Origin of the sequence: Pseudomonas protegens, assembly GCF_003363755.1 — a bacterium.
Classification (GTDB): domain Bacteria; phylum Pseudomonadota; class Gammaproteobacteria; order Pseudomonadales; family Pseudomonadaceae; genus Aquipseudomonas; species Aquipseudomonas danubii.
In genome coordinates this window covers 2,986,559-3,001,437 of the sequence record NZ_CP031396.1, presented here as the reverse complement: position 1 = coordinate 3,001,437, position 14,879 = coordinate 2,986,559, and the positions used below count along the sequence as shown (strand labels likewise).

Below are 14,879 nucleotides of genomic sequence, written 5' to 3'. Positions count from 1 at the left end.
ATTGGTCAGGTCGCACGATCAATAGGCCTGTAGCTGCTGCCGAAGGCTGCGATCGGCCGCGCAGCGGACGTGCTTCGGCGATCGCAGGAAGGTCCTTCGGACCTTTTCGCAGCCTGCGGCAGCGGCTACAGGGGGTGTCGTTCAGGCTGGGTGTCTTAGAACACCGAGGCGTAGTCGCCCAGCTCGACCTGTACCGACTTGATGCGGGTGAAGTTGTTCAGCGAGCTGATGCCGTTCTCACGGCCAACACCCGATTGCTTGTAGCCGCCAACCGGCATCTTGGCGTCGGATTCGCCCCAGGCGTTGATCCAGCAGATACCGGCTTCGAGCTGATGAATCACGCGGTGGGCGCGGTTCAGATCCTTGGTGACGATACCGGCGGCCAGGCCGAAGTCGGTGTCGTTGGCGCGGCGGATCACTTCTTCTTCGGTTTCGTAAGTCAGGATCGCCATCACTGGGCCGAAGATTTCTTCACGGACGATGGTCATGTCGTCGGTGCAGTCGGTGAACACGGTCGGTGCAACGAAGGCACCCTTGGCGAATTCGCCGTCGGTCAGGCGCTCGCCGCCGCACAGTACGCGGGCACCTTCTGCTTTGCCCTTGGCGATGTAGCCCAGCACGCTTTCCATGTGCTGGAAGCTGACCAGCGGACCGAAGTTGGTGTTTTCGTCTTCCGGGTTGCCGATGCGGATGCGCGCTACGCGCTCGGCGATCTTGGCTTCGAAAGCGGCTTTCAGGTGGCTCGGTACGAACACGCGAGTACCGTTGGTGCAGACCTGACCGGAGCTGTAGAAGTTGGCCATCATGGCGGTGTCGGCGGCGCGATCCAGGTCAGCGTCGTCGAAGATGATCAGCGGCGACTTGCCGCCCAGTTCCATGGTCACGTCTTTGAGCGAGGAGCTGGAAGCGCTGGCCATGACCTTCTTGCCGGTGTCGGTGCCGCCGGTGAAGGAGACTTTCTCGATGCGCGGGTGCTCGGTCAGCCAGGTGCCGACTTCACGGCCGCTGCCGGTCAGCACGTTGAACACGCCAGCCGGTACGCCGGCTTCGGTGTAGATCTCGGCCAGTTTCAGGGTGGTCAGCGAGGTGACTTCGCTGGGCTTGAAGATCATTGCGTTGCCGGCGGCCAGGGCTGGCGCGGATTTCCACAGGGCGATCTGGATCGGGTAGTTCCAGGCGCCGATGCCGGCCACTACGCCCAGCGGCTCGCGACGGGTGTAGACGAAGGATGTGGTGCGCAGCGGGATCTGCTCGCCTTCGATGGCCGGTACCAGGCCTGCGTAGTATTCCAGCACGTCAGCGCCGGTGACGATGTCCACGTACTTGGTTTCGGAGAAGGCTTTACCGGTGTCCAGGGTTTCCAGGGCGGCCAGTTCGTCGTTGCGCTCGCGGAGGATTTCCACGGCGCGACGCAGGATGCGCGAACGCTCCATGGCGGTCATGGCGGCCCAGATCTTCTGGCCTTTTTCGGCGCTGACCACGGCGCGTTCCACGTCATCAAAGGTCGCACGCTGCACTTGTGCGAGAACTTCACCGTTGGCCGGGTTGATGGCATCGAAAGTGGCGTCGCTGCCGGCATCGGTGTAGCCGCCGTCGATGTAGAGTTTTTGCAGTTCGAAACGGGCCATAGTGTCCTCGCAAGTGCATTAAGTAGTGGGCTTGACCACCGGGCGTATCCCGAAGTTCAGGACACGTTGATCAGTGGCGGGTCAGGGGCCGAGCGTCTCTTTTGTGCTCTGGCGCTCCTGCTTAGCCAGTTGTAGATCCATGTATTCGTAAGCGATCCGTATCGCCTGGTCGGTGTCGAATGCATCACCCGACAAGGCACCACGCAGCCACAAACCGTCGATCAAAGCCGCCAGGCCGCGAGCTGCCTTGCGCGCATGGTAGAGCGGCAGGGCACGGCGGAACTGGCAACACAGGTTGGAATACAAGCGGTGGTCGTTGATCCGCTGCAACCTGTGCAAATCGGGCTGGTGCATGCTGGAGGCCCAGAAGGCCAACCAGGTTTTCATGGCCGGGCCGTTCACCTGGCTGGCATCGAAGTTGCCCTCGATGATCACTTTCAGGTGAGCGCGCGGGCTGTCGTCCGTCAGGGCCTGGCGGCGTGCTCTGACGCCTTCGTTGAGCATGCTCATGATGTAACCCATCGTCGCTGCGATCAGGCCGTTCTTGTCCCGAAAGTAGTGACTGATGATGCCGTTTGAAACACCGGCCAAACGGGCGATCAGCGCAATGCTGGCGTCCCCCATTCCGACCTGATCGACGGCCTGTAGCGTGGCTTCGATCAATTGCTGGCGGCGTATGGGTTGCATACCGACCTTGGGCATCTGATACCTCTCCTTAGGCCTGTCGGCGGGCGTATGACGCCGGTCGACTTGTGGGCCAGTCTATTTTGTTTTGATTGAACGTTCAATCAACAAAGAATAAGATCTGCGACAAATCGTCGCTGCCTGGGGAGGTTTTCCTACTCGCGGACGGCGGGAAAACGACCTCCGAAATAGCCCAAAACTTACACGTGGCATGGCGTGGACCGGCAAGAGTAAGGACGTGTTGAAGGGGCAGGACGCTCCGGGGAACAGACGACGAGCTGCAGGTTCGTCACTGACCTTGGATGCGGGTGCGCAACGCGGCTTTTGCGGTTTCGGGCTTTTTCGGGGTGTCTTTATATCACCCGATGATCGGCTGCCAACTAACCGATTGGTCGGGTGCGGTGTTGCCTTGTGTCCTTCTCTCGCACTGCCTGGAGCATCTGTGCAATGAGTTCTGCCTCTCTTATAAAGACCCCACCGGAGAAGGTGCGGGTCAACGGTTGGGTGTTCTACACCTCCACCGCGCTGATCCTGTTGTTGACCGCCATTCTGATCATCGCCCCGCAAGAGGCCGGCAGATTGCTGGGCATTGCCCAGGCCTGGTTGTCTCGCAGCTTCGGCTGGTACTACATGGTGGTGATCGCCGCTTACCTGGTGTTCGTGGTGGGCCTGGCGTTCTCCTCCTACGGCAAGCTCAAGCTGGGGACCAAGCAAGACACCCCGGACTTCAGCTACGGTGCCTGGGCCGGGATGCTGTTCTCCTCCGGTATCGGTATCTCGCTGCTGTACTTCGGTGCTTCCGAGCCCCTGGACCACTACTTCAATCCGCCGGAAGGCGTACCCGGCAGCAACCTGGCCGCACGCCAGGCGTTGCAGCTGACCTTCCTGCACTGGGGCCTGCATGGCTGGGCGATCTACGCCCTGGTGGGCCTGGCGGTGGCGTACTTTGCCTATCGTCATAACCAGCCGCTGGCGTTGCGTTCGGCGTTGTATCCGCTGGTGGGCGAGCGCTGGGTCAAGGGCGCGGCCGGCCACGCAGTGGACGGTTTCGGCATGTTCGTGACCCTGCTGGGCCTGGTGACCAACCTCGGGATCGGCTCGATGCAGGTGTCTTCCGGCCTGGAAAACCTGTTCGGCATGGAGCACAGCAACACCAACCTGCTGATCGTGATCATCGTCATGAGCACGGTGGCCACCATCGCCGCGGTGTCCGGTGTGGAAAACGGCATCCGCCGCCTGTCCAACCTGAACATCGTGCTGTTCAGCGGCCTGTTGATTTTCGTCCTGCTGTTCGGCCCGACCCTGCACCTGCTCAACGGCTTCGTGCAGAACATCGGCGACTACCTCAACGGTGTGGTGCTCAAGACCTTCGACCTCTATGTGTACGAAGGCGACAACGCCAAGTCCGACCGCTGGCTGGGCCTGTGGACCCTGTTCTACTGGGCCTGGTGGATTTCCTGGGCGCCATTCGTAGGCATGTTCATTGCGCGTATTTCCCGTGGTCGCACCGTGCGTGAGCTGGTCGCCGGCGTGCTGCTGATTCCCCTGGGCTTCACCCTGGCCTGGCTGTCGATCTTCGGTAACTCGGCCCTGGACCTGGTGGTCAACCAGGGAGCGGTGGAACTGGGCAAGACGGCGCTGGAACAGCCGTCCATGGCGATCTACCAACTGCTTGAGCACTACCCGGCCTCGAAGATTGTCATCGGTGTCTCGATCTTCGTCGGCTTCGTGCTGTTCCTGACCCCCGCCGACTCCGGCGCGGTGATGATGGCCAACCTGTCCTGCAAAGGCGGCAACGTCGACGAAGACGCCCCGCACTGGCTGCGGATCTTCTGGTCGGTGGTGATCACCCTGGTGACCATCGGCCTGTTGTTCGCCGGTAACTTCGAAGCCATGCAGACCATGGTGGTGCTGGCCGGCCTGCCGTTCTCGGTGGTGCTGATCTTCTTCATGTTCGGTTTGCACAAGGCCATGCGCCAGGACGTGCAGATCGAGCAGGAACAAGCGCAATTGGCCGAGCGTGGTCGCCGTGGTTTCAGCGAGCGCCTGACCCAGCTGGACCTGCAACCGACTCAGTCGGTGGTGCAGCGTTACATGGACAAGCACATCAGCCCGGCGCTGCAGGAAGCCGTCGCGCAACTGCGCACCCTGGGCCATGAAGTGCAGACCAACCTGGGCAAGTCCAAGAGTTTGCTGGGCCTGCGGGTGGAAATGGAGGAAGGCAATCCCTTCGTCTATGAAGTGAGCCTGGACGGCTACCTGGCGGCACCGAGCGAATCGGCCCAGCCGGAAGGGGCGGACAGCGAAGTCCGTAGTCGTTTCTACCGCGCCGAGGTGTACCTGCACAACGGCAGCCAGGAATACGACTTGATGGGCTTCACCCAGGAGCAGATCACCCGTGATGTGCTCGATCAGTTCGAAAGCCATCGGCAGCTCCTTGGCCGGGTCTATAGCTGAGTGAAGTGACGGACCGCTCCCGACGGAGCGGCTCCACCCGCTGTAGGAGCCGGCTTGCCGGCGAAGGCGCCCTTAATGGAAGGTTTCAGGGCCTGTTCGCTGGCAAGCCAGCTCCTGCAGAAGGGGGTGTGTCGATAAAGCAAAACGCCGCGATTGCTCGCGGCGTTTTTGTGTCTGCGGCTTAACCCAGGTTCTTGCCAAGCAACGCGTGGTAGAGCTCGCTGTCGCCAAGGATGCCGACGACTTTCTGGTTGTCGTGGAGCACCAGTTTGTTGCCGGTCTGGTAGCGGATCTGCAGCGCATCGCGCATGCCGATGTTGGAGTCCACCAGGGTCGGGCGCCGGCCCAGTTCTTCCACGGACTGCCCCGGAACCCAGTTCTGCAGGTCCATCTGCGAGCCGTTGCGACGGGCGCCCTTGATGGTGTTGCCTTCCGCCAGGTCGAGCCAGGAATCGCCACCCGGGTCCAGGCACACGGAGCCGTTGACCCGCTTGCAGTTGTCCAGGCTGCGCATCAGGCTGCGCCCGCAGAGCACGTTCAGCGGGTTGGTGTGGGCGACGAAGGTGCGCACATAGTCGTCCGCGGGGTTGAGCACGATTTCTTCCGGCTTGCTGTACTGGATGATCCGCCCGTCTTTCATGATGGCGATGCGGCTGCCCAGCTTCAGGGCCTCGTCCAGGTCGTGGCTGACAAACACGATGGTCTTGCTCAGCTTGCGTTGCAGTTCCAGCAGCTCGTCCTGCAGACCCTGGCGGATCAGCGGGTCGAGGGCCGAGAAAGGTTCGTCCATCAGCAGGATATCGGCGTCCATGGCCAGGGCGCGGGCCAGGCCCACACGCTGCTGCATGCCGCCGGACAGCTCGTCGGGCTTCTTGTTGCGCCACTGGGTCAGGCCCACCAGCTCAAGTTTCTCGTCCACCAGCTTGCGCCTTTCCTTCTCCGGTCGGCCCTGCATCTCCAGGCCGAAGCTGATGTTCTCGCGCACCGTCAGCCAGGGCATCAGGGCGAACTTCTGGAACACCATGGCGATGCGCTGGGTGCGCATCATCTTCAGTTCGGCGGGGGAGCAGGAGGCAATGTCGATCTGCTGGCCTTCGTGCTCGACGAACAGCTTGCCGCGGCTCACGGTGTTGAGGCCGTTGATGCAGCGCAGCAGGCTGGATTTGCCGGAGCCGGAAAGGCCCATGAGTACGCAGATCTCGCCTTTCTGGATATCCAGGCTGGCTTTTTCCACGCCGACGATCTGCCCGGTTTTCTTCAGGATCTCGTTGCGGGTCATGCCCTGGTCCAGCAGCTTGAGCGCCTCCCGTGGGTCCTTGGAGAAGATAACGTCTACGTTATCGAAGCGGATTATGCTCATGCGTCACCCCCTACTTTGGCTTCAGGTTGTTTGCAGATGCGGTCGAGCATGATCGCCAGCAGCACGATCGCCAGACCGGCTTCAAAGCCCAGGGCAATGTCGGCGGTATTGAGTGCGTTGACCACGGGTTTGCCCAGGCCGTCGGCGCCGACCAGGGCGGCGATCACCACCATCGACAGCGACAACATGATGCATTGGGTAATACCGGCGGCGATGCTCGGCATGGCGTGGGGCAGCTCAATGCGCGACAACAACTGACGGCGCGAACAGCCAAAGGCCTTGCCCGCGTCCATCAACTCTTGTGGAACATCGCGAATGCCCAGGTAGGTCAGGCGGATCGGCGCGGCAATGGCGAACACCACCGTGGAGATCAGGCCGGGTACCACCCCGAGGCCGAACAGGGTCAGGGTCGGGATCAGGTAGACGAATGTGGGGACGGTCTGCATCAGGTCCAGGACCGGACGCATCATGGTGTAGAACAGCGGTTTGTGCGCGGCGACGATTCCCAGGGGCACGCCGATCAGCACGCAGACCAGGGTGGCGAACAGCACCTGGGCCAGGGTTTCCATGGTTTCCTGCCAGTACCCCAGATTGAGGATCAACAGGAAGGACAGCACGACAAATACAGTCAGGCCCCATTTGCGCTGGATCAGGTGCGCCAGCAGGGCAATCAGGCCGATCAGGGCCAGGGGATTGAACCAGGTCAGCGCGAACGTCACGCCGTGGATCATGGTTTCCAGGGTGGTAGCGATCGCATCGAAGGTGCTGGCACCGTGTTTCGTCAACCAGTCTACGAAAGCCGCGATGTACTGGCCCAGGGGGATTTTCTGATCAGTGAGCATGGTATTGAACGTCCGCATGCAAGGAAAAAACAGCCCGGGCGGGCAAGCCCGCCCGGCGTAAGCGATTACTCAGCAAGCTTGGCTTTCACGGCTTCCAGGCCGGGTTTACCGTCAATGGTGGTCACGCCAGCGAGCCAGGTATCGAGCACCTGTGGATTCTTCTTCAGCCAGGCCTTGGCGGCTGCGTCAGGCTTCATCTTGTCGTCCAGCACGTTGCCCATCAGGGTGCTTTCCATGTTCAGGGTGAACGACAGGTTCTTCAGCAACTGGCCCACGTTGCTGCACTCGGTGGTGTAGCCCTTGCGGGTGTTGGTGTAGATGGTGGCCTGGCCGAAGTTGGGGCCGAAGAAGTCGTCGCCACCGGTCAGGTACTTCATCTTGAAGCGTGTGTTCATCGGGTGTGGTTCCCAGCCCAGGAACACCACCGCGGTGTCGCGACGCTGAGCGCGCTCAACCTGGGACAGCATGCCCGCCTCGCTGGACTCCACCACTTTGAAGCCGGCGTCCTTGAGGCCAAAGGCGTTCTTGTCGATCATCGTCTGGATGGTGCGGTTGCCGTCGTTGCCCGGCTCGATGCCGTAGATCTTGCCGTCCAGCTCCTTCTTGAACTTGGCGATGTCGGCGAAGTCTTTCAGGCCCTTGTCATACAGCGACTCGGGAACTGCCAGGGTGTACTTGGCGTTTTCCAGGTTGGCGCGCACGGTCTCCACGGTGCCGGCATCGCGGTAGGCCTTGATGTCGTTTTCCATGGTCGGCATCCAGTTGCCGAGGAACACGTCCATATTCTTGCCGTCGGCCAGGGACTTGTAGGTCACCGGCACGGAAATCATCGTGGTCTTGGTCTTGTAGCCCAGGGCGTTGAGCACGACGCTGGTGGTGGCGGTGGTCACGGTGATATCGGTCCAGCCGACATCGGAGAAGTTTACGGTGCTGCATTGCTCCGGTTCTGCGGCGTGTGCCAGAAGCGGCAGACTCAGCATGGCGGCCAACAACAACGACGGGGAACCTTTCATAGGGGAGACTCCTGGATGTTTTTTTGGCGGCGTATGGACCGCGCTTATAAGTGTGGCGGTTGGTGTGCCGGGGACAGCTCTACCACCGTGCCTTGCAATCGAGTCGAGACTGATCATGTACCAGTGAAAAACTGTCGCCTACGGGGTGCGTCGTATCCAGTACAGGGAGGGTCGCATCCAGTGTCGGTGAGGTCGCTTACAGTGTTTCCGGGCATTTTTTCCTGCATCTGAGCCGCAAAAAACGCCCAGAACCCGAGCCTCGCGCCAGGCGGCGTTGGTGGACATGAGTGAGTCGGTGTCAGACGTCGCGAGGCGCAGTAAAAGCCTGATGATGCGCCCTTCTCGGCGGATTGCAGCTTGAGCGTAGCAGCTCCGTCAGAGGGCGTTTTCAGCGCCTGGACTGTGCTCATCGAGGAGTTACGCAGTAATGGCTATCAGTGTTTTCGACTTGTTCAAGATCGGCATCGGGCCTTCCAGTTCCCACACCGTCGGGCCCATGCGCGCCGCGGCGTTATTCGTCCAGGTATTGAAGGAACGCCATCTGCTGGAGCAGGTGCGGCGGATCGAAGTGCAACTGTTCGGTTCGTTGTCGGCCACCGGCATTGGCCATGGCAGCGACAACGCGGTGATCATGGGCCTGATGGGGGAGTGGCCCGATGCGATCGACCCGTCGCTGATCGGCCCGCGCATCGAACGGCTCAGGGAAACCCACACCCTGTTGCTGGACGGACGGCTGGCTGTGCCGTTCATCTGGTCCCGGGACATGCGCCTGCTGGACGAAAACCTGCCCTTTCACCCCAATGCCATGACCCTGGTGGCTGAAGGTGAAGGCGGGGAGCTGTTGCGCGATACCTATTATTCGGTGGGCGGCGGTTTTGTCGTTGACCAGGCCCAGGCCAGTAGCGGCGTGGCGGACCTGGATCGTAGCGAGCTGCCTTACGATTTCTCCAGTGCGGTGGAACTGCTCAGCCTGTGCCAGAAGCACAACCTGCGAGTCGCCGAACTGATGCTGGCCAACGAGAAGGTCTGGCGTTCGGAAGAGGAAATCCGCAGCGGCCTGATGACGCTGTGGCGCGCGATGCAGGATTGCGTGGAACAGGGGCTCAAGCACGAAGGCATCCTGCCCGGCGGGCTCAATGTGCGCCGGCGCGCGGCCAGGCTGCATCGCAGCCTGCAGGAACTGAACAAGCCCAATGTGATCGGCTCCACCTTGAGCGCCATGGAGTGGGTCAACCTGTTCGCCCTGGCGGTGAACGAGGAGAACGCCGCCGGTGGGCGCATGGTCACCGCACCCACCAACGGCGCGGCGGGGATCATTCCGGCGGTGCTGCACTACTTCATGAAATTCAGCGAGGACGTGACTGACGCCAACGTGGTGGATTTCTTCCTCGGCGCGGCGGCCATCGGCATCCTGTGCAAGAAGAACGCCTCGATCTCCGGGGCCGAAGTCGGCTGCCAGGGCGAGGTGGGTTCGGCCTGCGCCATGGCGGCGGCGGGGCTGGCGGAGATTCTCGGGGCCAGCCCCGAGCAGTTGTGCAACGCCGCGGAAATCGGCCTGGAGCACAACCTGGGCTTGACCTGCGACCCGGTGGGCGGGCTGGTGCAGGTGCCCTGCATCGAGCGCAACGCGATTGCCGCGGTGAAGGCGATCAATGCCGCGCAGATGGCCTTGCGCGGTGACGGCCAGCATTTCATTTCCCTGGACCGGGTGATCCGCACCATGCGCGATACCGGCGCCGATATGCACGACAAATACAAAGAGACGTCCCGTGGTGGCCTGGCCGTGAGCGCGGTGGAATGCTGAGCCGCCTTCGCTGGCTAGCCGCATGCGAACCAGGGACGTCGGCGCGCGCAAATGGCTCACTCGGGCCACCGCGCGCCACCTTTTAGCGCGTCGCGAATAGACAAGTTGCCCGGTGCGCCGGCGGACCAGTCCGTGGGTCGGCGCGCTGTGCTTTGAGTGACACTCGCCGGCCTCGGCGCAACGCCTTGGCGGCCCAAGTGCTACCTAACTGCTCACCGCTTTTGTCGGCGCCTGTGCGCCGCGCCTTTCGGCGCTTCTTATCCGCACATTGCCAAGGGCTATATAGACGCGTCGCGACGTCGTTTTCAGGAGTTATTGAATGCCCATTCAACTTTAGGCATGGCAATTGCTCTGTGAATATCAAGCCCGCCTCCGATGAGTCGCAGGGCACATAAAAAGAGCCTCCGCCTGAGGCCATCACCCGCTTTGTGTGAGGAGATATCGCGATGACGTCGTTCAACTCCGGGGCCCAACCCCAGAACCGTGCGCCTCAATCCATCGGCTTTCTGCTGCTGGACAATTTCACGCTGATTTCCCTGGCCTCCGCAGTCGAACCCCTGCGCATGGCCAACCAACTGTCCGGCCGCGAGCTGTATCGCTGGACCACCCTCAGCGTCGATGGCGGTCAAGTCTGGGCCAGTGACGGTCTGCAAATCACCCCCGACGCCTCCATGCACAAAGCCCCCAGCCTCGACACCGTGATCGTCTGCGGCGGCATCGGCATCCAGCGCACCGTGACCCGTGAACATGTGTCCTGGTTGCAAAGCCAGGCCCGCCAGTCGCGTCGCCTCGGCGCGGTGTGCACCGGCAGCTGGGCCCTGGCCTGCGCCGGCCTGCTGGACGGCTTCGATTGCAGCGTGCACTGGGAATGCCTGGCGTCGATGCAGGAAGCCTTTCCCCGGGTGGCCATGAGCACCCGCCTGTTCACCCTCGACCGCAACCGTTTCACCAGCTCCGGCGGCACCGCGCCACTGGACATGATGCTGCACCTGATCAGCCGCGATCATGGCCGTGAGTTGTCGGCGGCGATCTCGGAGATGTTCGTTTACGAGCGCATCCGCAACGAACAGGATCACCAACGCGTGCCCCTCAAGCACATGCTCGGCACCAACCAACCCAAGCTCCAGGAAATCGTTGCGCTGATGGAGGCCAACCTCGAAGAGCCGATCGATCTGGATGAACTGGCGGTGTACGTGGCCGTGTCCCGGCGCCAGCTGGAGCGGCTGTTCCAGAAGTACCTGCATTGTTCGCCGTCGCGCTACTACCTCAAGCTGCGGTTGATCCGTGCCCGGCAACTGCTCAAGCAGACGCCGATGTCGATCATCGAAGTGGCGTCGGTCTGTGGCTTTGTTTCCACGCCACACTTCTCCAAGTGCTACCGCGAGTACTTCGGTATTCCACCCCGTGACGAGCGCATCGGTTCCAACACCACCCAGCAGGTGGCAATGATGCCGCTGCCGCAAGCCATGGTCCTGGCGCCGCTGTCCGGCCCGCTGTCGGCCTTGAGTCAGGCGCGCAACGAGTCGACCTTCGCCAGCGTGCGTCTGTAGTCACAGACGCTTCTTGAAATACACCACGCGTTCGGTTTCTTCGAAACCCAGCGCGTGGTGCAGTGTCTGGCTGGCCAGATTGTCCAGGCTGGTGTCAGACGCGATCTCCACACACCCGGCCTGGCGTCCCCACTGGCTGACCTGCTCGATCAGTTGCTGGGCAACGCCCTGGCGACGGTGCTCGGGAGCCACATAGATTCCTTCGAGAAACACCACCGGCGAACTCTCGGTGCCGTTGACGTAGTCGTGGCGCAGCGCCGCCTCGGCCAGGCCGATGGCTTCACCGTTCTGGGCAAAGGCCAGCCAGCAGCCATAGCGCTGGGGGGCGGCCAGCATCTGGCGGATTTCGGCCAGGTGCTCCTCTGGCGGACAGTCGGGCCACAGGCCCAGGCGCAATTGCAGCCAACTGGCCGCGTCGGCGGATGAGCCGGGCTGTATCGGGATCATGAGTGCTTGCCTGTTTTCGCCAGAGGGACGCGCACTCTAGCAATCCGCTCAGGGCACAGGGAGACTCACGCGCGTTTTTGCTGCAGGTACTCGGCCAGGGCCGGCAGCAACTGGCGATCAATGGCCTGGCGCACCGCGGGAAGAATGGTCGCATTACCGGTGAGCATCTGCTCCACCATGCCCTTGAGCGCCTTGGCCCGTGCATCGCTCAAACCGCGCACCGCACATTCACAGGCCTGCTCGGCGCTGGCGCCTGCGGGCATCTCGAAACCCAGGGCCCGGAGTTGTCCCAGCAGGTCGTCCTGATCAATCAAATCCGCATGCATCATGACGCTCATCCTTATTCAGGTAACGTGGTCGTCAGTCGATTCTGGTTGGCCGTCCGGGTGGCGGCAAGGGCAGATGGTCGCGATGGCCTGTTTACCTATGAACAGGTCGTTTTCGGCTAACTCGATGGCTTATGGCCGGTTGCAACAGCGTCTGGAAAAAGACGGTCAATCAAGTCTCGCGGCGCTTGCGTGTGATGGCCCGGGCTTGCATAAGGGTGGATATTGAGTCGTGCTGGCGCTCAAGGACACCCGCCGCAAGCGGCGGGGGTTGGCAGGATGGCCGTTGGGGCAAAAAAATAGGGAGCTGTAGTGGATGAAAGTGATGTTCAACCTGGGTTTGGCCTGTTTGTTGTGGATGGTTTGCAGCGCGGCTGCGGCAGCCACCGAGTGTGGCGATTTTTTGCGGGCCATGACCGATCCGCCGAAATCCCTGGAGTTTTTTCACTGTGAGTCGCAGCCCGAGGATCAGGGCGCACCGCTGACCGCGAGGTATCGGGTCAAAGGTCAGGATGCCCATCAGGTAGAGCGCTATCTGCAGCGGGAACTGGGGCTGCAGGAGGGGCTCAAGTTTGTCTGCTGCGGCTGGGAAACGAAGGGGTTCATTTCCTATAGGGATAAGAAGACCGGGCGTCGTTATCAGATCGGCATGGGCTCTGAAGAGACGCCCTACAACCAGCGCCGGGATTGGCACAAGATCGGCTATTTCTACGTGACGGTGGTGTTCTATACCGAGGACATCTGAACCCCTGCAATGGCCCTATTGCCTACGGGCAGGTCGTTTTCGGCTAACTCGTGAGCAGGCAGAGTGGGCAGACTGCAACCAGCTCGCGTCGTGTTGGTTTGGTCACCTTCTCACCGCAGCTCCTCAGCAGTAGCCCCTGCCTCGATCCTGTCACGGCTTGATCGGGGCTTTTTTTTGCCTGTGGAGGTTTTGCCGGCAAGCTTCGCTGGCCAGCCGGCTCCTGTGGGGAGCCGGTGGCTGGTGGGATGGGGATCAGCGCTGCAGCACCAGGATTCTGGAGAGCAGCTCGTCGCGGTCGATGTAGCAACCCTGGAAATGCCGGGCGCCGCTGGACGGGTCGAAGGCGTTGCGGGCATGCAGGGTCCGGCGGTTGTCGAAGCACCAGAGTTGTCCCGGGTCGAGGCGGCGGATGACCCGGAAGCGCGTCTCTCGGGTCATGGCGATAAATCGACGGTAAGCGTGGTACAGCCTGGGCATCTGCTCCACCGAGGTGTCGAAAGGCCCCCGCAGGAAGTTGGCCATGCGGATCTCCGCCACCCGACCCAGGGCATCCAGGGCAATGATCGGCGCCAGGCAGCGGTAGTCGCTGTGGCGGTCCTTGTTGCGAAACTCCACGGGTGTTTCACACAGTGTCAGGAAGGCCTCTGGGTCTTCACGGCGCAAGGCATCGGCGATGGCGAAGCCGTCGACGAAGATGCTTTCGCCGCCCACGGCGTCATTGACCAGGCAATGCAGGAACTGCAGCCCCGGTTGCAGCTCGCGGGTGGGCAGGTCGCTGTGCAGCGGCAGGTTGAAAGCGGTGTAGGCGTTGCTGTCGGCATCGGCCTTGGATTGCACGTTGAACAGCACGCCGAAGTTGCTCTCGCGGATAAACGAGATACGTCGGGCGATCAGCGCCAGCGAACCGGGTTCCGTGGGGGCGCCCCGGACCTGGGTCAGGCCGGTGTCGCGCAGGGCCAGCAGCCATTGCAGCAGAGCCGCAGGATCGTCCATCAGGGCCTGATACTCGAATACCGGTAGTTGCAGGCTGCTGTCCCACAACTGGCTGTGCGCCTTGTGGGCGCGGCGTTCCTCGCGGGATTGCTCGTCATAGGCGTGGGCCCGCAGCCAGCCGGGATCGAAGCGGCTACGGTGGCCGTCCGACCATTCGAGGCACAGGCAACCCTGGCTGTCGATGTGCGCCCCGTGGCAGCCGAGGTCCTCGGCCACATCGACGATTTCCAGTACCTGTTCACGGGTCACGCTGTAGACGCATTCCGGGCAGGGGCAGTTGTCCCGCAGCCATTGATGGTGAAAGGGGCTGAGGCGGCCATCGGCCCAGTGCACCTGGACCCGGTCCGGCAGTACCTGGACGGCGCTCAACGGGCTGATCAGCGGATAACGGCGATAGTCGGCAAGGGCGGCGATGTTCACGGCGATCTCCTTTTCGGGCTTGTTGTCATTTTTCCGTTGGCAGGCCAATCACCCGGCCGATGTAGGTGGGGCGCGGCAGCTCGGCCTGCTCGGCCGCCACGGTTTGCAGGCGCTGCAACACCGCTTCGTCGAACGGCGCGGAGCGGGGGCCGGCGAGGTCGACGTGGAGCAGCATCTGTTCGTTGCCGGCCAGCTCCTGGGGATCACCGACCTTGTGCAGGCTGTGATACAGGTGCAGGCGCTTGCGGTCGTGGCCGATGATCTGGGTATGGACCTCGACCTCGGTGCCCTGCTTCACCTCGTGCAGGTAGTTCAGGTGCAGTTCCAGGGTGAACAGCGAGTGGCCGCTGGCGTCGCGGTTGTCGCTGTCGAGCCCCAGGCGATCCATCAAGGCATCGGTGGCATAGCTGAAGATCAGCAGGTAGAAGGCATCACGCAGATGGCCGTTGTAGTCGACCCAGTCTTTGATGATGCGGGTGCTGTAGGTGGTCAGGGCAGGCATAGGATCACCGGATAACGGTAGGAGCCGGCTTGCCGGCGAAGGCGTCCGTTGGGTTTGCGCCTGGCTTGAGGGCCTATTGGTTGGCAAGCCAGCTCCTACGGGGGTTGG

13 protein-coding genes are annotated in these 14,879 nt (G+C 62.0%); 4 read left to right on the top strand and 9 right to left on the bottom strand.

Features of this window, described 5'->3' with window-relative positions; translation table 11 throughout:
- Positions 1-155 precede the first annotated feature (155 nt).
- Positions 156-1,628, bottom strand: coding sequence for a betaine-aldehyde dehydrogenase (betB, locus tag DWF74_RS13430; RefSeq protein ID WP_102862021.1), 1,473 nt, complete (start codon positions 1,626-1,628; stop codon positions 156-158).
- An 81-nt stretch (positions 1,629-1,709) separates the two neighbouring features.
- Positions 1,710-2,330 (bottom strand): transcriptional regulator BetI, encoded by a 621-nt coding sequence (betI, locus tag DWF74_RS13425; protein WP_016966359.1) that lies wholly within the window; start codon positions 2,328-2,330, stop codon positions 1,710-1,712.
- Between the two features lie 486 nt (positions 2,331-2,816).
- Between betI and DWF74_RS13420 the strand changes: the two genes are divergently transcribed.
- Positions 2,817-4,769 carry a BCCT family transporter gene (locus DWF74_RS13420; protein ID WP_240322063.1) on the top strand — a complete coding sequence of 651 codons (1,953 nt, stop codon included), beginning with the start codon at positions 2,817-2,819 and terminating at the stop codon, positions 4,767-4,769.
- 181 nt (positions 4,770-4,950) lie between these two features.
- On the opposite strand, the gene choV is transcribed toward DWF74_RS13420, so the two are convergent.
- The 3 genes from choV to DWF74_RS13405 all read right to left on the bottom strand — a co-directional run bounded on the left by choV (position 4,951) and on the right by DWF74_RS13405 (position 7,984).
- Positions 4,951-6,129, bottom strand: a complete 1,179-nt coding sequence (gene choV, locus DWF74_RS13415) for a choline ABC transporter ATP-binding protein (RefSeq protein ID WP_102862018.1) — start codon at positions 6,127-6,129, stop codon at positions 4,951-4,953.
- Positions 6,126-6,971 carry a choline ABC transporter permease subunit gene (gene choW, locus DWF74_RS13410; protein ID WP_102862017.1) on the bottom strand — a complete coding sequence of 282 codons (846 nt, stop codon included), beginning with the start codon at positions 6,969-6,971 and terminating at the stop codon, positions 6,126-6,128. Before choW ends, choV begins: the two co-directional genes overlap by 4 nt.
- Positions 6,972-7,036: 65 nt before the next feature.
- Positions 7,037-7,984: a choline ABC transporter substrate-binding protein gene (locus DWF74_RS13405; protein WP_102862016.1), complete on the bottom strand. Its 948-nt coding sequence runs from the start codon at positions 7,982-7,984 to the stop codon at positions 7,037-7,039.
- A 427-nt stretch (positions 7,985-8,411) separates the two neighbouring features.
- Here DWF74_RS13405 and DWF74_RS13400 point away from each other — a divergent pair, with 427 nt between their 5' ends.
- Positions 8,412-9,788 carry an L-serine ammonia-lyase gene (locus DWF74_RS13400; RefSeq protein ID WP_102862015.1) on the top strand — a complete coding sequence of 459 codons (1,377 nt, stop codon included), beginning with the start codon at positions 8,412-8,414 and terminating at the stop codon, positions 9,786-9,788.
- A 446-nt stretch (positions 9,789-10,234) separates the two neighbouring features.
- Positions 10,235-11,338, top strand: a complete 1,104-nt coding sequence (locus DWF74_RS13395; protein ID WP_060841469.1) for a GlxA family transcriptional regulator — start codon at positions 10,235-10,237, stop codon at positions 11,336-11,338.
- Here DWF74_RS13395 and aac(6') read toward each other — a convergent pair whose 3' ends face one another.
- Positions 11,339-11,785 (bottom strand): aminoglycoside 6'-N-acetyltransferase, encoded by a 447-nt coding sequence (gene aac(6'), locus DWF74_RS13390; protein ID WP_102862014.1) that lies wholly within the window; start codon positions 11,783-11,785, stop codon positions 11,339-11,341.
- Positions 11,786-11,850: 65 nt separating this feature from the next.
- Positions 11,851-12,114 carry a hypothetical protein gene (locus tag DWF74_RS13385; protein WP_025131152.1) on the bottom strand — a complete coding sequence of 88 codons (264 nt, stop codon included), beginning with the start codon at positions 12,112-12,114 and terminating at the stop codon, positions 11,851-11,853.
- 313 nt (positions 12,115-12,427) lie between these two features.
- Between DWF74_RS13385 and DWF74_RS13380 the strand changes: the two genes are divergently transcribed.
- Positions 12,428-12,856 carry a DUF4952 domain-containing protein gene (locus DWF74_RS13380; protein ID WP_115581120.1) on the top strand — a complete coding sequence of 143 codons (429 nt, stop codon included), beginning with the start codon at positions 12,428-12,430 and terminating at the stop codon, positions 12,854-12,856.
- Positions 12,857-13,108: 252 nt separating this feature from the next.
- On the opposite strand, the gene DWF74_RS13375 is transcribed toward DWF74_RS13380, so the two are convergent.
- On the bottom strand, positions 13,109-14,269 hold the full coding sequence (locus DWF74_RS13375) for a gamma-butyrobetaine dioxygenase (protein WP_115581119.1): 1,161 nt from the start codon (positions 14,267-14,269) through the stop codon (positions 13,109-13,111).
- Positions 14,270-14,294: 25 nt separating this feature from the next.
- Positions 14,295-14,771 (bottom strand): thioesterase family protein, encoded by a 477-nt coding sequence (locus DWF74_RS13370; RefSeq protein ID WP_115581118.1) that lies wholly within the window; start codon positions 14,769-14,771, stop codon positions 14,295-14,297.
- Positions 14,772-14,879 lie beyond the last annotated feature (108 nt).